The sequence below is a fragment of the Escherichia sp. KCJ4928 genome (assembly GCF_004352695.1).
Classification (GTDB): domain Bacteria; phylum Pseudomonadota; class Gammaproteobacteria; order Enterobacterales; family Enterobacteriaceae; genus ECMA0423.
In genome coordinates, this window is record NZ_SJWV01000036.1 from 1 (window position 1) to 20,359 (window position 20,359).

The 20,359-nt window shown below is 52.6% G+C and carries 17 protein-coding genes and 1 riboswitch; of the genes, 10 read left to right on the forward strand and 7 right to left on the reverse strand.

Features of this window, described 5'->3' with window-relative positions; genetic code table 11:
• The 10 genes from E0D98_RS07975 to E0D98_RS08020 all read left to right on the forward strand — a co-directional run.
• On the forward strand, positions 1-588 hold a 588-nt coding region (locus tag E0D98_RS07975), incomplete at its 5' end, for an EF-Tu/IF-2/RF-3 family GTPase (protein WP_000542098.1).
• Positions 589-817: 229 nt separating this feature from the next.
• The gene (secE, locus tag E0D98_RS07980) at positions 818-1,201 is read left to right on the forward strand and encodes a preprotein translocase subunit SecE (protein WP_001275702.1); all 384 of its coding nucleotides are present in this window, start codon (positions 818-820) and stop codon (positions 1,199-1,201) included.
• Position 1,202: 1 nt separating this feature from the next.
• Positions 1,203-1,748 (forward strand): transcription termination/antitermination protein NusG, encoded by a 546-nt coding sequence (nusG, locus tag E0D98_RS07985; protein ID WP_001287516.1) that lies wholly within the window; start codon positions 1,203-1,205, stop codon positions 1,746-1,748.
• 158 nt (positions 1,749-1,906) lie between these two features.
• Complete coding sequence (gene rplK / locus E0D98_RS07990; protein ID WP_001085926.1) at positions 1,907-2,335, forward strand: 50S ribosomal protein L11; 429 nt, start codon at positions 1,907-1,909, stop codon at positions 2,333-2,335.
• Between the two features lie 3 nt (positions 2,336-2,338).
• Positions 2,339-3,043: a 50S ribosomal protein L1 gene (rplA, locus tag E0D98_RS07995; RefSeq protein ID WP_001096684.1), complete on the forward strand. Its 705-nt coding sequence runs from the start codon at positions 2,339-2,341 to the stop codon at positions 3,041-3,043.
• A gap of 412 nt (positions 3,044-3,455) precedes the next feature.
• A complete protein-coding gene (gene rplJ, locus E0D98_RS08000) occupies positions 3,456-3,953 on the forward strand; it encodes a 50S ribosomal protein L10 (protein WP_001207201.1) in 498 nt (165 codons plus the stop codon).
• Between the two features lie 66 nt (positions 3,954-4,019).
• Positions 4,020-4,385, forward strand: a complete 366-nt coding sequence (gene rplL / locus E0D98_RS08005) for a 50S ribosomal protein L7/L12 (RefSeq protein WP_000028878.1) — start codon at positions 4,020-4,022, stop codon at positions 4,383-4,385.
• 319 nt (positions 4,386-4,704) lie between these two features.
• Positions 4,705-8,733, forward strand: coding sequence for a DNA-directed RNA polymerase subunit beta (gene rpoB / locus E0D98_RS08010; protein ID WP_000263098.1), 4,029 nt, complete (start codon positions 4,705-4,707; stop codon positions 8,731-8,733).
• Positions 8,734-8,809: 76 nt separating this feature from the next.
• The gene (gene rpoC / locus E0D98_RS08015) at positions 8,810-13,033 is read left to right on the forward strand and encodes a DNA-directed RNA polymerase subunit beta' (protein ID WP_000653944.1); all 4,224 of its coding nucleotides are present in this window, start codon (positions 8,810-8,812) and stop codon (positions 13,031-13,033) included.
• Between the two features lie 212 nt (positions 13,034-13,245).
• Complete coding sequence (locus E0D98_RS08020; RefSeq protein ID WP_047086746.1) at positions 13,246-13,785, forward strand: stationary phase growth adaptation protein; 540 nt, start codon at positions 13,246-13,248, stop codon at positions 13,783-13,785.
• Positions 13,786-14,194: 409 nt separating this feature from the next.
• On the opposite strand, the gene thiH is transcribed toward E0D98_RS08020, so the two are convergent.
• The 7 genes from thiH to rsd all read right to left on the reverse strand — a co-directional run bounded on the left by thiH (position 14,195) and on the right by rsd (position 20,267).
• Positions 14,195-15,328, reverse strand: coding sequence for a 2-iminoacetate synthase ThiH (thiH, locus tag E0D98_RS08025; RefSeq protein ID WP_050877103.1), 1,134 nt, complete (start codon positions 15,326-15,328; stop codon positions 14,195-14,197).
• Positions 15,325-16,095: a thiazole synthase gene (gene thiG, locus E0D98_RS08030; protein ID WP_000944094.1), complete on the reverse strand. Its 771-nt coding sequence runs from the start codon at positions 16,093-16,095 to the stop codon at positions 15,325-15,327. Before thiG ends, thiH begins: the two co-directional genes overlap by 4 nt.
• 1 nt (position 16,096) lies before the next feature.
• Complete coding sequence (gene thiS, locus E0D98_RS08035) at positions 16,097-16,297, reverse strand: sulfur carrier protein ThiS (protein WP_001166232.1); 201 nt, start codon at positions 16,295-16,297, stop codon at positions 16,097-16,099.
• Positions 16,281-17,036 carry a thiazole biosynthesis adenylyltransferase ThiF gene (thiF, locus tag E0D98_RS08040; protein ID WP_000999739.1) on the reverse strand — a complete coding sequence of 252 codons (756 nt, stop codon included), beginning with the start codon at positions 17,034-17,036 and terminating at the stop codon, positions 16,281-16,283. The genes thiS and thiF overlap by 17 nt, the downstream gene beginning before the upstream one ends.
• On the reverse strand, positions 17,029-17,664 hold the full coding sequence (gene thiE, locus E0D98_RS08045) for a thiamine phosphate synthase (protein ID WP_000284600.1): 636 nt from the start codon (positions 17,662-17,664) through the stop codon (positions 17,029-17,031). The genes thiF and thiE overlap by 8 nt, the downstream gene beginning before the upstream one ends.
• A complete protein-coding gene (thiC, locus tag E0D98_RS08050; protein WP_001276878.1) occupies positions 17,664-19,559 on the reverse strand; it encodes a phosphomethylpyrimidine synthase ThiC in 1,896 nt (631 codons plus the stop codon). The genes thiE and thiC overlap by 1 nt, the downstream gene beginning before the upstream one ends.
• A gap of 79 nt (positions 19,560-19,638) precedes the next feature.
• Positions 19,639-19,739, reverse strand: a riboswitch (TPP riboswitch).
• A gap of 51 nt (positions 19,740-19,790) precedes the next feature.
• Positions 19,791-20,267, reverse strand: a complete 477-nt coding sequence (gene rsd / locus E0D98_RS08055) for a sigma D regulator (protein WP_000934302.1) — start codon at positions 20,265-20,267, stop codon at positions 19,791-19,793.
• Positions 20,268-20,359 lie beyond the last annotated feature (92 nt).

Here is a 20,359-nt window from a genome sequence, read left to right on the forward strand (position 1 = left end):
ATTCCGGAACCAGAGCGTGCGATTGACAAGCCGTTCCTGCTGCCGATCGAAGACGTATTCTCCATCTCCGGTCGTGGTACCGTTGTTACCGGTCGTGTAGAACGCGGTATCATCAAAGTTGGTGAAGAAGTTGAAATCGTTGGTATCAAAGAGACTCAGAAGTCTACCTGTACTGGCGTTGAAATGTTCCGCAAACTGCTGGACGAAGGCCGTGCTGGTGAGAACGTAGGTGTTCTGCTGCGTGGTATCAAACGTGAAGAAATCGAACGTGGTCAGGTACTGGCTAAGCCGGGCACCATCAAGCCGCACACCAAGTTCGAATCTGAAGTGTACATTCTGTCCAAAGATGAAGGCGGTCGTCATACTCCGTTCTTCAAAGGCTACCGTCCGCAGTTCTACTTCCGTACTACTGACGTGACTGGTACCATCGAACTGCCGGAAGGCGTAGAGATGGTAATGCCGGGCGACAACATCAAAATGGTTGTTACCCTGATCCACCCGATCGCGATGGACGACGGTCTGCGTTTCGCAATCCGTGAAGGCGGCCGTACCGTTGGCGCGGGCGTTGTAGCAAAAGTTCTGAGCTAATTGCCGATAACATTTGACGCAATGCGCACTAAAAGGGCATCATTTGATGCCCTTTTTGCACGCTTTCGTACCAGAACCTGGCTCATCAGTGATTTTCTTTGTCATAATCATTGCTGAGACAGGCTCTGTTGAGGGCGTATAATCCGAAAAGCTAATACGCGTTTCGATTTGGTTTGCCTCGCGATCGCGGGGTGAAAATGTTTGTAGAAAACTTCTGACAGGTTGGTTTATGAGTGCGAATACCGAAGCTCAAGGAAGCGGGCGCGGCCTGGAAGCGATGAAGTGGGTCGTTGTGGTGGCATTGCTCCTGGTGGCGATTGTCGGCAACTACCTTTATCGCGACATTATGCTGCCGCTGCGTGCGCTGGCCGTAGTAATTCTGATTGCTGCAGCGGGTGGTGTCGCGCTGTTAACGACAAAAGGTAAAGCTACCGTTGCTTTTGCCCGTGAAGCGCGTACCGAAGTCCGTAAGGTCATTTGGCCGACTCGCCAGGAAACATTGCACACCACGCTGATTGTGGCTGCGGTTACCGCAGTAATGTCACTGATCCTGTGGGGACTGGATGGTATTCTGGTTCGCCTGGTATCCTTTATCACTGGCCTGAGGTTCTGAGATGTCTGAAGCTCCTAAAAAGCGCTGGTACGTCGTTCAGGCGTTTTCCGGTTTTGAAGGCCGCGTAGCAACGTCGCTGCGTGAGCATATCAAATTACACAACATGGAAGATTTGTTTGGTGAAGTCATGGTACCAACCGAAGAAGTGGTTGAAATCCGTGGCGGTCAGCGTCGCAAAAGCGAACGTAAATTCTTCCCTGGCTACGTCCTCGTTCAGATGGTGATGAACGACGCGAGCTGGCACCTGGTGCGCAGCGTACCGCGTGTGATGGGCTTCATCGGCGGTACTTCCGATCGTCCTGCGCCAATCAGCGATAAAGAAGTCGATGCGATTATGAACCGCCTGCAGCAGGTTGGTGATAAGCCGCGTCCGAAAACGCTGTTTGAACCGGGTGAAATGGTCCGTGTTAATGATGGTCCGTTCGCTGACTTCAACGGTGTTGTTGAAGAAGTGGATTACGAGAAATCTCGTCTGAAAGTGTCTGTTTCTATCTTCGGTCGTGCGACCCCGGTAGAGCTGGACTTCAGCCAGGTTGAAAAAGCCTAACCCAGCGATCAAAAAAGCGGCGATTTAATCGTTGCACAAGGCGTGAGATTGGAATACAATTTCGCGCCTTTTGTTTTTATGGGCCTTGCCCGTAAAACGATTTTTTATATCACGGGGAGCCTCTCAGAGGCGTTATTACCCAACTTGAGGAATTTATAATGGCTAAGAAAGTACAAGCCTATGTCAAGCTGCAGGTTGCAGCTGGTATGGCTAACCCGAGTCCGCCAGTAGGTCCGGCTCTGGGTCAGCAGGGCGTAAACATCATGGAATTCTGCAAAGCGTTCAACGCAAAAACTGATTCCATCGAAAAAGGTCTGCCGATTCCGGTAGTAATCACCGTTTACGCTGACCGTTCTTTCACTTTCGTTACCAAGACCCCGCCGGCAGCAGTTCTGCTGAAAAAAGCGGCTGGTATCAAGTCTGGTTCCGGTAAGCCGAACAAAGACAAAGTGGGTAAAATTTCCCGCGCTCAGCTGCAGGAAATCGCGCAGACCAAAGCTGCCGACATGACTGGTGCCGACATTGAAGCGATGACTCGCTCCATCGAAGGTACTGCACGTTCCATGGGCCTGGTAGTGGAGGACTAAGAAATGGCTAAACTGACCAAGCGCATGCGTGTTATCCGCGAGAAAGTTGATGCAACCAAACAGTACGACATCAACGAAGCTATCGCACTGCTGAAAGAGCTGGCGACTGCTAAATTCGTAGAAAGCGTGGACGTAGCTGTTAACCTCGGCATCGACGCTCGTAAATCTGACCAGAACGTACGTGGTGCAACTGTACTGCCGCACGGTACTGGCCGTTCCGTTCGCGTAGCCGTATTTACCCAAGGTGCAAACGCTGAAGCTGCTAAAGCTGCAGGCGCAGAACTGGTAGGTATGGAAGATCTGGCTGACCAGATCAAGAAAGGCGAAATGAACTTTGACGTTGTTATTGCTTCTCCGGATGCAATGCGCGTTGTTGGCCAGCTGGGCCAGGTTCTGGGTCCGCGCGGCCTGATGCCAAACCCGAAAGTGGGTACTGTAACACCGAACGTTGCTGAAGCGGTTAAAAACGCTAAAGCTGGCCAGGTTCGTTACCGTAACGACAAAAACGGCATCATCCACACCACCATCGGTAAAGTGGACTTTGACGCTGACAAACTGAAAGAAAACCTGGAAGCTCTGCTGGTTGCGCTGAAAAAAGCAAAACCGACTCAGGCGAAAGGCGTGTACATCAAGAAAGTTAGCATCTCCACCACCATGGGTGCAGGTGTTGCAGTTGACCAGGCTGGCCTGAGCGCTTCTGTAAACTAATGCCTTTACGTGGGCGGTGATTTTGTCTACAATCTTACCCCCACGTATAATGCTTAATGCAGACGTATATCCGAGATATTCGGGTTGTGGCAAGGCGGCAACTGAGTGAGTCGCCAGGAGCATAGCTAACTATGTGACTGGTGCGAATGAAGGAAGCCAACGCCGCCACAAGTTGAATAGCGACGGATAGAAAAGATTTGTTCGTTGGAGCCTGGCCTATCCAGGCCTCCGTCGAAGACCGCAGGAGTTTCGCAAGAAACTTAATCCCCTGCGTAGACGGTGACAGAACGCTAAGATTATTCTTTTATATTCTGGCTTGTTTCTGCTCACCGTAATTAAGACGCTCTCTCCGTTTGGAGGAGTGAAGTGAGTTCCAGAGATTTTCTCTGGCAAACATCCAGGAGCAAAGCTAATGGCTTTAAATCTTCAAGACAAACAAGCGATTGTTGCTGAAGTCAGCGAAGTAGCCAAAGGCGCGCTGTCTGCAGTAGTTGCGGATTCCCGTGGCGTAACTGTAGATAAAATGACTGAACTGCGTAAAGCAGGTCGCGAAGCTGGCGTATACATGCGTGTTGTTCGTAACACCCTGCTGCGCCGTGCTGTTGAAGGTACTCCGTTCGAGTGCCTGAAAGACGCGTTTGTTGGTCCGACCCTGATTGCATACTCTATGGAACACCCGGGCGCTGCTGCTCGTCTGTTCAAAGAGTTCGCGAAAGCGAATGCAAAATTTGAGGTCAAAGCCGCTGCCTTTGAAGGTGAGCTGATCCCGGCGTCTCAGATCGACCGCCTGGCAACTCTGCCGACCTACGAAGAAGCAATTGCACGCCTGATGGCAACCATGAAAGAAGCTTCGGCTGGCAAACTGGTTCGTACTCTGGCTGCTGTACGCGATGCGAAAGAAGCTGCTTAATCGCAGTTATCTTTTTAACGCATTCGCTTACGTATAAACTTATTCTGATATTCAGGAACAATTTAAATGTCTATCACTAAAGATCAAATCATTGAAGCAGTTGCAGCTATGTCTGTAATGGACGTTGTAGAACTGATCTCTGCAATGGAAGAAAAATTCGGTGTTTCCGCTGCTGCTGCTGTAGCTGTAGCTGCTGGCCCGGTTGAAGCTGCTGAAGAAAAAACTGAATTCGACGTAATTCTGAAAGCTGCTGGCGCTAACAAAGTTGCTGTTATCAAAGCAGTACGTGGCGCAACTGGCCTGGGTCTGAAAGAAGCTAAAGACCTGGTAGAATCTGCACCGGCTGCTCTGAAAGAAGGCGTGAGCAAAGACGACGCAGAAGCACTGAAAAAAGCTCTGGAAGAAGCTGGCGCTGAAGTTGAAGTTAAATAAGCCAACCCTTCCGGTTGCAGCCTGAGAAATCAGGCTGATGGCTGGTGACTTTTTAGTCACCAGCCTTTTTGCGCTGTAAGGCGCCAGTAGCGTTTCACACTGTTTGACTACTGCTGTGCCTTTCAATGCTTGTTTCTATCGACGACTTAATATACTGCGACAGGACGTCCGTTCTGTGTAAATCGCAATGAAATGGTTTAAGCGTGATAGCAACAGGCATTGCGGAAAGTGTTCCATTTTCCGGTCAACAAAATAGTGTTGCACAAACTGTCCGCTCAATGGACAGATGGGTCGACTTGTCAGCGAGCTGAGGAACCCTATGGTTTACTCCTATACCGAGAAAAAACGTATTCGTAAGGATTTTGGTAAACGTCCACAAGTTCTGGATGTACCTTATCTCCTTTCTATCCAGCTTGACTCGTTTCAGAAATTTATCGAGCAAGATCCTGAAGGGCAGTATGGTCTGGAAGCTGCTTTCCGTTCCGTATTCCCGATTCAGAGCTACAGCGGTAATTCCGAGCTGCAATACGTCAGCTACCGCCTTGGCGAACCGGTGTTTGACGTCCAGGAATGTCAAATCCGTGGCGTGACCTATTCCGCACCGCTGCGCGTTAAACTGCGTCTGGTGATCTATGAGCGCGAAGCGCCGGAAGGCACCGTAAAAGACATTAAAGAACAAGAAGTCTACATGGGCGAAATTCCGCTCATGACAGACAACGGTACCTTTGTTATCAACGGTACTGAGCGTGTTATCGTTTCCCAGCTGCACCGTAGTCCGGGCGTCTTCTTTGACTCCGACAAAGGTAAAACCCACTCTTCGGGTAAAGTGCTGTATAACGCGCGTATCATCCCTTACCGTGGTTCCTGGCTGGACTTCGAATTCGATCCGAAGGACAACCTGTTCGTACGTATCGACCGTCGCCGTAAACTGCCTGCGACCATCATTCTGCGCGCCCTGAACTACACCACAGAGCAGATCCTCGACCTGTTCTTTGAAAAAGTTATCTTTGAAATCCGTGATAACAAGCTGCAGATGGAACTGGTGCCGGAACGCCTGCGTGGTGAAACCGCATCTTTTGACATCGAAGCTAACGGTAAAGTGTACGTAGAAAAAGGCCGCCGTATCACTGCGCGCCACATTCGCCAGCTGGAAAAAGACGACGTCAAACTGATCGAAGTCCCGGTTGAGTACATCGCAGGTAAAGTGGTTGCTAAAGACTATATTGATGAGTCTACCGGCGAGCTGATCTGCGCAGCGAACATGGAGCTGAGCCTGGATCTGCTGGCTAAGCTGAGCCAGTCTGGTCACAAGCGTATCGAAACGCTGTTCACCAACGATCTGGATCACGGCCCATATATCTCTGAAACCTTACGTGTCGACCCAACTAACGACCGTCTGAGCGCACTGGTAGAAATCTACCGCATGATGCGCCCTGGCGAGCCGCCGACTCGTGAAGCAGCTGAAAGCCTGTTCGAGAACCTGTTCTTCTCCGAAGACCGTTATGACTTGTCTGCGGTTGGTCGTATGAAGTTCAACCGTTCTCTGCTGCGCGAAGAAATCGAAGGTTCCGGTATCCTGAGCAAAGACGACATCATTGATGTTATGAAAAAGCTCATCGATATCCGTAACGGTAAAGGCGAAGTCGATGATATCGACCACCTCGGCAACCGTCGTATCCGTTCCGTTGGCGAAATGGCGGAAAACCAGTTCCGCGTTGGCCTGGTACGTGTAGAGCGTGCGGTGAAAGAGCGTCTGTCTCTGGGCGATCTGGATACCCTGATGCCTCAGGATATGATCAACGCCAAGCCGATTTCCGCAGCAGTGAAAGAGTTCTTCGGTTCCAGCCAGCTGTCTCAGTTTATGGACCAGAACAACCCGCTGTCTGAGATTACGCACAAACGTCGTATCTCCGCACTCGGCCCAGGCGGTCTGACCCGTGAACGTGCAGGCTTCGAAGTTCGAGACGTACACCCGACTCACTACGGTCGCGTATGTCCAATCGAAACCCCTGAAGGTCCGAACATCGGTCTGATCAACTCTCTGTCCGTGTACGCACAGACTAACGAATACGGCTTCCTTGAGACTCCGTATCGTAAAGTGACCGACGGTGTTGTAACTGACGAAATTCACTACCTGTCTGCTATCGAAGAAGGCAACTACGTTATCGCCCAGGCGAACTCCAACCTGGATGAAGAAGGCCACTTCGTAGAAGACCTGGTAACTTGCCGTAGCAAAGGCGAATCCAGCTTGTTCAGCCGCGACCAGGTTGACTACATGGACGTATCCACCCAGCAGGTGGTATCCGTCGGTGCGTCCCTGATCCCGTTCCTGGAACACGATGACGCCAACCGTGCATTGATGGGTGCGAACATGCAACGTCAGGCCGTTCCGACTCTGCGCGCTGATAAGCCGCTGGTTGGTACTGGTATGGAACGTGCTGTTGCCGTTGACTCCGGTGTAACTGCGGTAGCTAAACGTGGTGGTGTCGTTCAGTACGTGGATGCTTCCCGTATCGTTATCAAAGTTAACGAAGACGAGATGTATCCGGGTGAAGCAGGTATCGACATCTACAACCTGACCAAATACACCCGTTCTAACCAGAACACCTGTATCAACCAGATGCCGTGTGTGTCTCTGGGTGAACCGGTTGAACGTGGCGACGTGCTGGCAGACGGTCCGTCCACCGACCTCGGTGAACTGGCGCTTGGTCAGAACATGCGCGTAGCGTTCATGCCGTGGAATGGTTACAACTTCGAAGACTCCATCCTCGTATCCGAGCGTGTTGTTCAGGAAGACCGTTTCACCACCATCCACATTCAGGAACTGGCGTGTGTGTCCCGTGACACCAAGCTGGGGCCGGAAGAGATCACCGCTGACATCCCGAACGTGGGTGAAGCTGCGCTCTCCAAACTGGATGAATCCGGTATCGTTTACATTGGTGCGGAAGTGACCGGTGGCGACATTCTGGTTGGTAAGGTAACGCCGAAAGGTGAAACTCAGCTGACCCCAGAAGAAAAACTGCTGCGTGCGATCTTCGGTGAGAAAGCCTCTGACGTTAAAGACTCTTCTCTGCGCGTACCAAACGGTGTATCCGGTACGGTTATCGACGTTCAGGTCTTTACTCGCGATGGCGTAGAAAAAGACAAACGTGCGCTGGAAATCGAAGAAATGCAGCTCAAACAGGCGAAGAAAGACCTGTCTGAAGAACTGCAGATCCTCGAAGCGGGTCTGTTCAGCCGTATCCGTGCTGTGCTGGTAGCCGGTGGCGTTGAAGCTGAGAAGCTCGACAAACTGCCGCGCGATCGCTGGCTGGAGCTGGGCCTGACAGACGAAGAGAAACAAAATCAGCTGGAACAGCTGGCTGAGCAGTATGACGAACTGAAACACGAGTTCGAGAAGAAACTCGAAGCGAAACGCCGCAAAATCACCCAGGGCGACGATCTGGCACCGGGCGTGCTGAAGATTGTTAAGGTATATCTGGCGGTTAAACGCCGTATCCAGCCTGGTGACAAGATGGCAGGTCGTCACGGTAACAAGGGTGTAATTTCTAAGATCAACCCGATCGAAGATATGCCTTACGATGAAAACGGTACGCCGGTAGACATCGTACTGAACCCGCTGGGCGTACCGTCTCGTATGAACATCGGTCAGATCCTCGAAACCCACCTGGGTATGGCTGCGAAAGGTATCGGCGACAAGATCAACGCCATGCTGAAACAGCAGCAAGAAGTCGCGAAACTGCGCGAATTCATCCAGCGTGCGTACGATCTGGGCGCTGACGTTCGTCAGAAAGTTGACCTGAGTACCTTCAGCGATGAAGAAGTTATGCGTCTGGCTGAAAACCTGCGCAAAGGTATGCCAATCGCAACGCCGGTGTTCGACGGTGCGAAAGAAGCAGAAATTAAAGAGCTGCTGAAACTTGGCGACCTGCCGACTTCCGGTCAGATCCGCCTGTACGATGGTCGCACTGGTGAACAGTTCGAGCGTCCGGTAACCGTTGGTTACATGTACATGCTGAAACTGAACCACCTGGTCGACGACAAGATGCACGCGCGTTCCACCGGTTCTTACAGCCTGGTTACTCAGCAGCCGCTGGGTGGTAAGGCACAGTTCGGTGGTCAGCGTTTCGGGGAGATGGAAGTGTGGGCGCTGGAAGCATACGGCGCAGCATACACCCTGCAGGAAATGCTCACCGTTAAGTCTGATGACGTGAACGGTCGTACCAAGATGTATAAAAACATCGTGGACGGCAACCATCAGATGGAGCCGGGCATGCCAGAATCCTTCAACGTATTGTTGAAAGAGATTCGTTCGCTGGGTATCAACATCGAACTGGAAGACGAGTAATTCTCGCTCAAACAGGTCACTGCTGTCGGGTTAAAACCCGGCAGCGGATTGTGCTAACTCCGACGGGAGCAAATCCGTGAAAGATTTATTAAAGTTTCTGAAAGCGCAGACTAAAACCGAAGAGTTTGATGCGATCAAAATTGCTCTGGCTTCGCCAGACATGATCCGTTCATGGTCTTTCGGTGAAGTTAAAAAGCCGGAAACCATCAACTACCGTACGTTCAAACCAGAACGTGACGGCCTTTTCTGCGCCCGTATCTTTGGGCCGGTAAAAGATTACGAGTGCCTGTGCGGTAAGTACAAGCGCCTGAAACACCGTGGCGTCATCTGTGAGAAGTGCGGCGTTGAAGTGACCCAGACTAAAGTACGCCGTGAGCGTATGGGCCACATCGAACTGGCTTCCCCGACTGCGCACATCTGGTTCCTGAAATCGCTGCCGTCCCGTATCGGTCTGCTGCTCGATATGCCGCTGCGCGATATCGAACGCGTACTGTACTTTGAATCCTATGTGGTTATCGAAGGCGGTATGACCAACCTGGAACGTCAGCAGATCCTGACTGAAGAGCAGTATCTGGACGCGCTGGAAGAGTTCGGTGACGAATTCGACGCGAAGATGGGGGCGGAAGCAATCCAGGCTCTGCTGAAGAGCATGGATCTGGAGCAAGAGTGCGAACAGCTGCGTGAAGAGCTGAACGAAACCAACTCCGAAACCAAGCGTAAAAAGCTGACCAAGCGTATCAAACTGCTGGAAGCGTTCGTTCAGTCTGGTAACAAACCAGAGTGGATGATCCTGACCGTTCTGCCGGTACTGCCGCCAGATCTGCGTCCGCTGGTTCCGCTGGATGGTGGTCGTTTCGCGACTTCTGACCTGAACGATCTGTATCGTCGCGTCATTAACCGTAACAACCGTCTGAAACGTCTGCTGGATCTGGCTGCGCCGGACATCATCGTACGTAACGAAAAACGTATGCTGCAGGAAGCGGTAGACGCCCTGCTGGATAACGGTCGTCGCGGTCGTGCGATCACCGGTTCTAACAAGCGTCCTCTGAAATCTTTGGCCGACATGATCAAAGGTAAACAGGGTCGTTTCCGTCAGAACCTGCTCGGTAAGCGTGTTGACTACTCCGGTCGTTCTGTAATCACCGTAGGTCCATACCTGCGTCTGCATCAGTGCGGTCTGCCGAAGAAAATGGCGCTGGAGCTGTTCAAACCGTTCATCTACGGCAAGCTGGAACTGCGTGGTCTTGCTACCACCATTAAAGCTGCGAAGAAAATGGTTGAGCGCGAAGAAGCTGTCGTTTGGGATATCCTGGACGAAGTTATCCGCGAACACCCGGTACTGCTGAACCGTGCACCGACTCTGCACCGTCTGGGTATCCAGGCATTTGAACCGGTACTGATCGAAGGTAAAGCTATCCAGCTGCACCCGCTGGTTTGTGCGGCATATAACGCCGACTTCGATGGTGACCAGATGGCTGTTCACGTACCGCTGACGCTGGAAGCCCAGCTGGAAGCGCGTGCGCTGATGATGTCTACCAACAACATCCTGTCCCCGGCGAACGGCGAACCAATCATCGTTCCGTCTCAGGACGTTGTTCTGGGTCTGTACTATATGACCCGTGACTGTGTTAACGCCAAAGGCGAAGGCATGGTGCTGACTGGCCCGAAAGAAGCAGAACGTCTGTATCGCTCTGGTCTGGCTTCTCTGCATGCGCGCGTTAAAGTGCGTATCACCGAGTATGAAAAAGATGCAAACGGTGAATTAGTAGCGAAAACCAGCCTGAAAGACACGACTGTTGGCCGTGCCATTCTGTGGATGATTGTACCGAAAGGTCTGCCTTACTCCATCGTCAACCAGGCGCTGGGTAAAAAAGCAATCTCCAAAATGCTGAACACCTGCTACCGCATTCTCGGTCTGAAACCGACCGTTATTTTTGCGGACCAGATCATGTACACCGGCTTCGCCTATGCAGCGCGTTCTGGTGCATCTGTTGGTATCGATGACATGGTCATCCCGGAGAAGAAACACGAAATCATCTCCGAGGCAGAAGCAGAAGTTGCTGAAATTCAGGAGCAGTTCCAGTCTGGTCTGGTAACTGCGGGCGAACGCTACAACAAAGTTATCGATATCTGGGCTGCGGCGAACGATCGTGTATCCAAAGCGATGATGGATAACCTGCAAACTGAAACCGTGATTAACCGTGACGGTCAGGAAGAGAAGCAGGTTTCCTTCAACAGCATCTACATGATGGCCGACTCCGGTGCGCGTGGTTCTGCGGCACAGATTCGTCAGCTTGCTGGTATGCGTGGTCTGATGGCGAAGCCGGATGGCTCCATCATCGAAACGCCAATCACCGCGAACTTCCGTGAAGGTCTGAACGTACTCCAGTACTTCATCTCCACCCACGGTGCTCGTAAAGGTCTGGCGGATACCGCACTGAAAACTGCGAACTCCGGTTACCTGACTCGTCGTCTGGTTGACGTGGCGCAGGACCTGGTGGTTACCGAAGACGATTGTGGTACCCATGAAGGTATCATGATGACTCCGGTTATCGAGGGTGGTGACGTTAAAGAGCCGCTGCGCGATCGCGTACTGGGTCGTGTAACTGCTGAAGACGTTCTGAAGCCGGGTACTGCTGATATCCTCGTTCCGCGCAACACGCTGCTGCACGAACAGTGGTGTGACCTGCTGGAAGAGAACTCTGTCGACGCGGTAAAAGTACGTTCTGTTGTATCTTGTGACACCGACTTTGGTGTATGTGCGCACTGCTACGGTCGTGACCTGGCGCGTGGCCACATCATCAACAAAGGTGAAGCAATCGGTGTTATCGCGGCACAGTCCATCGGTGAACCGGGTACACAGCTGACCATGCGTACGTTCCACATCGGTGGTGCGGCATCTCGTGCGGCTGCTGAATCCAGCATCCAGGTGAAAAACAAAGGTAGCATCAAGCTCAGCAACGTGAAGTCGGTTGTGAACTCCAGCGGTAAACTGGTTATCACTTCCCGTAATACTGAACTGAAACTGATCGACGAATTCGGTCGTACCAAAGAAAGCTACAAAGTACCTTACGGTGCGGTACTGGCGAAAGGCGATGGCGAACAGGTTGCTGGCGGCGAAACCGTTGCAAACTGGGACCCGCACACCATGCCGGTTATCACCGAAGTAAGCGGTTTTGTACGCTTTACTGACATGATCGACGGTCAGACCATTACTCGTCAGACAGACGAATTGACCGGTCTGTCTTCGCTGGTGGTTCTGGATTCCGCAGAACGTACAGCAGGTGGTAAAGATCTGCGTCCGGCACTGAAAATCGTTGATGCTCAGGGTAACGACGTTCTGATCCCAGGTACCGATATGCCTGCGCAGTACTTCCTGCCGGGTAAAGCGATTGTTCAGCTGGAAGATGGCGTACAGATCAGCTCTGGTGACACCCTGGCGCGTATTCCGCAGGAATCCGGCGGTACCAAGGACATCACCGGTGGTCTGCCGCGCGTTGCGGACCTGTTCGAAGCACGTCGTCCGAAAGAGCCGGCAATCCTGGCTGAAATCAGCGGTATCGTTTCCTTCGGTAAAGAAACCAAAGGTAAACGTCGTCTGGTTATCACCCCGGTAGACGGTAGCGATCCGTACGAAGAGATGATTCCGAAATGGCGTCAGCTCAACGTGTTCGAAGGTGAACGTGTAGAACGTGGTGACGTAATTTCCGACGGTCCGGAAGCGCCGCACGACATTCTGCGTCTGCGTGGTGTTCATGCTGTGACTCGTTACATCGTTAACGAAGTACAGGACGTATACCGTCTGCAGGGCGTTAAGATTAACGATAAACACATCGAAGTTATCGTTCGTCAGATGCTGCGTAAAGCTACCATCGTTAACGCGGGCAGCTCCGACTTCCTGGAAGGCGAACAGGTTGAATACTCTCGCGTCAAGATCGCAAACCGCGAACTGGAAGCGAACGGCAAAGTGGGTGCAACTTACTCCCGCGATCTGCTGGGTATCACCAAAGCGTCTCTGGCAACCGAGTCCTTCATCTCCGCGGCATCGTTCCAGGAGACCACTCGCGTGCTGACCGAAGCAGCCGTTGCGGGCAAACGCGACGAACTGCGCGGCCTGAAAGAGAACGTTATCGTGGGTCGTCTGATCCCGGCAGGTACCGGTTACGCGTACCACCAGGATCGTATGCGTCGCCGTGCTGCGGGTGAAGCTCCGGCTGCACCGCAGGTGACTGCAGAAGACGCATCTGCCAGCCTGGCAGAACTGCTGAACGCAGGTCTGGGCGGTTCTGATAACGAGTAATCGTTAATCCGCAAATAACGTAAAAACCCGCTTCGGCGGGTTTTTTTATGGGGGGAGTTTAGGGAAAGAGCATTTGTCAGAATATTTAAGGAATTTCTGAATACTCATAATCAATGTAGAGATGACTAATATCCTGAAACTGACTGAACTAATTGAGTCAAACTCGGCAAGGATTCGATACTATTCCTGTGTAACTTTCTTAAGGAACGAGAATGAAACAGGAAGTGGAAAAGTGGCGACCTTTTGGACATCCGGATGGTGATATTCGTGATTTATCATTTCTTGATGCTCATCAGGCTGTCTACGTTCAGCATCATGAGGGCAAAGAGCCTTTAGAGTATCGCTTTTGGGTTACCTACTCTCTTCACTGCTTCACAAAAGATTATGAACATCAGACGAACGAAGAAAAACAATCGTTAATGTACCACGCGCCTAAAGAATCTCGTCCCTTCTGCCAGCACCGTTATAACTTAGCGCGCACACACTTAAAAAGAACTATTTTGGCGCTGCCAGAAAGCAACGTTATTCATGCCGGGTATGGTAGCTATGCCGTGATTGAGGTGGACTTAGACGGAGGAGATAAGGCATTTTACTTTGTTGCGTTCAGGGCTTTCAGGGAAAAGAAAAAACTCCGTTTGCATGTAACTCGCGCTTATCCCATTTCTGAAAAACAGAAAGGTAAATCAGTGAAATTTTTCACCATTGCCTACAACTTATTGAGAAATAAGCAGCTTCCTCAGCCCTCAAAATAACAAAACCCACCTTAAGGTGGGTTTCGCCAGAGAATTATCTCTGGTATTCAGAACGCCATTACCGGACTTTGCCTTGACCTTGCGATAATCGCAGGTTGCGGGATGTCTGAATTTCTTCAGTCTGCTGCATCCTGGAAGATGAGAACATGTGTTCTTATTTTCGTCTCTATCATAGTTGAGTATTTACTCTCTTACAATCAGATCTCTTTCATTGCTCAACAGGCGATGGCTTCAGACTTTGCATTACGGAATTTTTAAGAAAGGCAGGGCGAAACGAGGAAGAAGCTTTTCGCCCTGGACAACATTCCTGCTGACGGCACTACCATAAAAAAACACAACGCTTTCAACAACCTTGCGTTTTTCATCTTCCGTAGCGGCTCGGAATAAATTTACGTTCTTACATTCCGTCTCATAGTCTTTGCGAGGCCCGTCCCAGATAGCTGTCCCAGTCTTTCCATACCGGCTGCAAACCCTGAGCGGTTAACGCGGCAGCAACCGCTTCCGGTCTGCGATCGTCGTGCGGTGAGAACTGTTCCAACTCGGGGTGATTATCGGCATAGCCACCTGGCTGCGTTTTCGAGAAGGTGCTGACGTTATTGATCGCCAGCGGAATAACGCGATCGCGAAACCACGGTGATTCCCGCGTGGAGAGTGACAGTTCAATCTCCGGTGCAAGCAGTCGGAAGGCGCAGATGGTTTGCACTAACTGGCGTTCATCCATAATCGACGCAGGCTCAATGCCGCCAGTACACGGGCGCAGGCGCGGAAAGGAGACAGAGTAACGGCTTTGCCAGTAATGCTGTTGCAGCCATAGCAAATGTTCGGCAACCATATAGCAGTCAACGCGCCAGTTGTCGGAAAGGCCAATTAGCGCGCCGAGGCCTATCTTATCAATCCCCGCACGCCCCAGCCGATCCGGCGTTTCCAGCCGCCAGAAGAAGTCCTGTTTTTTTCCTTTCAGATGATGGCGGGCATAAGTCGCCTCGTGATATGTCTCCTGATAAACCATCACGCCATCCAGACCAAGCTGCTTTAACTCGGCGTATTCCGTCTCCGCCAGCGGTTGCACTTCCATTTGTAGTGAAGAGAACTGTTCACGCAGGGCGGGGAGATGACGACGAAAGTAATCCATCCCCACTTTCGCCTGATGTTCACCAGTGACTAATAGCAGATGTTCAAAGCCCATCTCCCGTATAGCGGCGCTTTCCCTGGCAATATCCGCTTCATCCAGCGTTTTGCGCTTGATGCGATTACTCATGGAAAATCCGCAGTACGTGCAGTCGTTAGCGCAAAGATTGGAAAGATAAAGCGGGACGTAGAAACTAACTGTGTTGCCAAATCGCTGACGGGTCAGACGCTGCGCCCGTTGGGCCAGTTGTTCCAGATAGCCACTGGCGGCTGGCGATAACAGCGCCATCATATCGTCGCGGGTGAATTGCGAGGCATTTAGCGCCCGCTCTACGTCAACAGCCGTTTTGCCGTTGATACGCAGGCGGATGTCATCCCAGTCCAGTTGTCGCCAGCGATCGCTGAAGGTTTTCATGCCGATGCCTCCAGAAATCCAGTCAGCGGGCTGGTGGCATGAGCAAAATGACTGCGGCTGCCCGGTCCGGACTGACGTGCCAGCAGGCCTGCTTCTACCGCCAGACGAAATGCCTTCGCCATGTTGACGGGATCGTCCGCTACGGCAATCGCCGTATTCACTAACACCGCGTCGGCCCCCATTTCCAGGGCCTGCGCGGCATGGCTGGGAACGCCGATGCCAGCATCGACAACCACCGGAACTGTGGCCTGCTGGATAATAATCTCCAGCATGGCACGGGTTTCCAGTCCCTGATTCGAGCCAATCGGCGCGCCGAGCGGCATCACCGCTGCACAGCCGACTTCTTCCAGACGTTTACACAATACCGGATCGGCCCCGCAGTAAGGCAGCACGACAAATCCCTGTTGTACCAGCATTTCGGCGGCTTTCAGAGTTTCGATGGGATCGGGCAACAGCCAGCGGGCGTCAGGGTGAATCTCTAATTTTAACCAGTTTGTGCCTAACGCTTCACGTGCCAGATGGGCGGCGAAAATGGCTTCTTCCGCTGTTTTCGCCCCGGAAGTATTTGGCAGCAGGGTCACACCCGCCGCGATAAGCGGTTCGAGGATAGCGTCGTTGTGCTGGCGCAAGTCGACACGTTTCATCGCCAGTGTCACCAGCTGGCTGCCGGAAGCGCGGATCGCCTCCACCATCAGTTGTGAAGAAGCGAATTTCCCTGTGCCGGTAAACAGATGTGAATCAAACGTTTTGTCCGCAATACGTAACATCTCAACCCCCTGCAATAACCTGAAAAAGCAGGATCTGGTCGCCATCCTGCACGATATGTTGCGTCCACTGCTCACGCGGGACGATTTGCTGATTAATCGCCAGAGCCGCGCCCGCTTGTCGTTGGTCGAGTTGCTCCAGTAGTTCGTGAACAGTTTGCCCGGCGGCGCACTGCATCGGTTGATCGTTAAACAGGATCTGCATTGCTTCCTCCGCATACCGGGCAACCACTGGCGCGGCGCAACGCCAGGCTGCGCCACTGGCTAGACTTACCATCGAACAGTCGGAGTTCTCCCGCAGGCGTCTCTATACCGCTTAATAACTTAATGGCTTCCAGTGCCTGCAAAGTGCCCATCACCCCGACCACCGGGCCAACCACGCCCGCCGTGCGGCAGTTGCGTTCTGGCTCCTGGTTATCTGGCCACAGGCAGCGGTAACACCCCTGCTCCCAGGGCGGCGTCAGTACCATCAACTGACCGCCAAATCCGACCGCGCTGGCGGTGATAAGCGGCGTGTTGAGTACCACGCAGGCGGCATTAATCTCCTGGCGAGTCGCCATATTGTCGGTACAGTCGAGCACCACATCGGCCCGTGCAACCGCATCTTTTAACGCCTCACCCGTTAACCGTTGTTGTAATGCTGTCAGTTGAATGTCGGGATTCAACTGTGTCAGTCGCTGTTGGCTGACCTGCGATTTCGGGCGATCGATATCTTCAGTGGTAAAGAGGATTTGTCGTTGCAGATTGCTTAAATGCACATCGTCGTCATCTGCCAGTACCAGCGTCCCGACGCCAGCGCCCGCCAGGTATAGCGCAGCAGGTGTACCCAGCCCGCCAAGACCGATAATCAGCACCTGGCTGTCGAGCAGTTTTTGCTGCCCGTCAAGAGCGATATCGTCGAGCAGGATTTGGCGGCTATAACGCATAAAATCACGGTCATTCATCGCCAACTCCTGCAATTTCCAGCAACTGTGCCGTTGCCAAACGCCAGTCTGCGGCTTGAGTAATGGCGCTGACGACGGCGATACTGCCGACACCCGTTGCTATCACCGCAGGCGCGCGTGCCAGACTGATACCGCCAATCGCCACGGTGGGATAATCCGCCAGTCGCTCAACATGCCGTGCCAGCTGTTCCAGCCCCTGCGGTGCAGAAGGCATCTGTTTGGTTTGCGTCGGGAACACATGTCCCAGCGCGATATAAGAGGGGCGTGCTGCCAGCGCGACGTCGATTTCCATATCGTCATGTGTCGAAACACCCAGCCGCAGGCCTGCCGCGCGGATGGCATTGAGATCGGTGGCTTGCAAATCTTCCTGCCCCAAATGGACGCCATACGCCTGATGCTTGATCGCGAGCCGCCAGTAATCGTTGATAAACAATCGCGCGTTATAGCGGCGGCCCAGCGCAATTGCCGCCACGACATCGGCTTCCACCTCTTCATCGCGCCGATCTTTGATGCGTAGCTGGAGAGTACGTACGCCTGCATCCAACAGACGTTCGATCCACTGTACGCTGTCCACCACTGGGTACAGTCCTAAACGAAAAGGTACAGGAGGAAAATCAGGCTGATACATCACGCTTCCTCCTTACGCAGGTAGATTTCTCCGCCTCTGGCACGGAAGTTCTCCGACATATCCGCCATTCCCATTTCAATAGTTTGCGTGGCGGCGTAATCACGCACTTCCTGGCTGATTTTCATCGAGCAGAATTTCGGCCCACACATGGAGCAAAAATGGGCGACTTTACCTGACTCTTGCGGCAGGGTTTCATCGTGATAAGCGCGGGCGGTAAACGGGTCGAGGGCCAGATTAAACTGGTCTTCCCAGCGAAATTCGAAGCGGGCTTTCGACATGGCGTTATCGCGAATTTGCGCGCCCGGATGCCCTTTCGCCAGGTCAGCGGCGTGGGCGGCAATCTTATAGGTGATAAGCCCCTGCTTAACATCTTCTTTATTGGGCAGACCCAGATGCTCTTTTGGCGTTACGTAACAGAGCATCGCGCAGCCAAACCAGCCAATCATCGCCGCACCAATCCCCGACGTGAAGTGGTCATAGCCCGGCGCAATATCGGTAGTTAGCGGCCCCAGAGTGTAAAACGGCGCTTCGTGGCAGTGCTCTAACTCCTCGGTCATATTGCGGCGGATCATCTGCATCGGCACGTGGCCTGGGCCTTCAATCATCACCTGCACGTCATATTCCCAGGCAATTTTGGTCAGTTCGCCCAGCGTATGCAGCTCGGCAAACTGCGCTTCATCGTTGGCGTCCTGAATAGAACCGGGGCGCAGACCGTCGCCCAGCGACAGCGAAACGTCATAAGCGGCACAGATTTCACAAATTTCGCGGAAGTGTTGATAGAGGAAATTTTCCTGATGATGGGAGAGGCACCATTTCGCCATAATCGAACCGCCGCGAGAGACGATACCGGTCAGGCGTTTTGCGGTCATCGGCACATAGCGCAGCAGTACGCCCGCATGGATAGTGAAGTAATCCACACCTTGCTCGGCCTGTTCCAGCAGCGTGTCGCGGAACGCTTCCCAGGTAAGATCTTCGGCGATCCCGTTAACCTTCTCCAGCGCCTGGTAGATCGGCACTGTACCGATCGGCACCGGGCTGTTACGCAAAATCCACTCGCGGGTTTCGTGAATATAGCGACCGGTGGAGAGATCCATCACCGTATCCGCTCCCCAGCGCGTGGACCATACCAGCTTTTCCACTTCTTCTTCGATGGAAGAGGTGACCGCCGAGTTGCCGATATTGGCGTTAACTTTTACCAGGAAGTTACGGCCAATAATCATCGGCTCCGATTCCGGATGATTAATGTTGGCCGGGATAATCGCACGTCCGGCAGCAACTTCATCACGGACAAATTCCGCAGTGATATTTTCCGGCAGACGTGCGCCAAAGCTCATTCCCGGATGCTGGTGGCGTAAAACTTCGCTACGTATGCGCTCGCGGCCCATATTCTCGCGGATGGCGATGAATTCCATTTCCGGCGTGATGATGCCCTGGCGGGCGTAGTGCAGTTGGGTGACACGGCGTCCTGCTTTGGCGCGTTTTGGTGTTAGTACGCCGCTAAAACGCAGTTCGTCGAGGCCATCATCTGCCAGCCGCGCTTTAGTGTAATCGGAACTGCGCACGGTAAGTTCTTCGGTATCGCCGCGCGCATCGATCCACGGCTGGCGTAGTTTTGCCAGCCCTTGCTGCACGTTAATGGCAATCTGCGGATCACCATACGGGCCGGAGGTGTCGTAGACCGGAATCGCTTCGTTTTCTTCGTACTGCGGCTGTTCTTTGCTACCGCCAATTAGCGTCGGGCTAAGCTGGATCTCACGCATCGGCACGCGAACGCCGGGGTGCGTGCCAGTGATATAAATACGTTTTGAGTTGGGAAAGGCGGTGCCTTCCAGGGTGTCGATAAAATGTTGGGCGTGGGCGCGCTGTTCGCGGCGGGTCAGTTTTGTTGCAGACATAGCTCATTCCAAAAGTTAAGGACGTGGCTTGTCAGACGACGGATGAAGCAAGAGACGATCGCCGCAAAGGCGATGCGATAGCAGATTAACTCTTGTTCCCTTCGCAGGTATTAGCCTGATCAGGTTCCGCGGATCCCGAATAAACGGTCTCAGCCAGTTAAGGCACTCCGACAAGAAATTAGCCCCGCAAATGGGGCATTGAATGTAAATTACGCGTTAACAGCACAGAACTCAAGCAGGATGTTTGACGCGGGCGGCGTCAAGCACCAGCAGAATCAGCTTATCTTCCAGCACAAAGCGCGCTTCCAGCGCCTCGCCGATGTCAGATAAAACCTGTTGAAACTCAAGGTAATTATCATGATCGATAGCGGTTTCCAGGCTGGAATCATAGTAATCCATAATCTGTTGAGTATTGGCTTCAAGTTGCGGCCAAATCTTCGCGGCGCGCGCGAGTTGCCCGTTGCCTTCCAGCTTATGAAGAATGCGCTCATAAATACTGAAATGCCCGGCAGACAAGTAATCGACCAGGCTCTGACAAAAATCATCAAGGGCTTTTTCGTTTAGCCTCATGTACGATTCTTTGCCAGGCTTAATGCCAACCAGATTGTAGTAAGCCACGAGCAGATGCTTACGTACATGTAGCCAGCGATCAACCAGTTTGTTACTTCCTCTGACGCGCTCCGTCAGGTTATCGAGCTGGTTAAGCATGATTGACTCCGCAAGTTTGTATTCAAAAACTGCTCAGTGAGAAATGTAAAAACCATGTTAAACATGCCAGTGATGCAAAGGTAGTGCAAGAG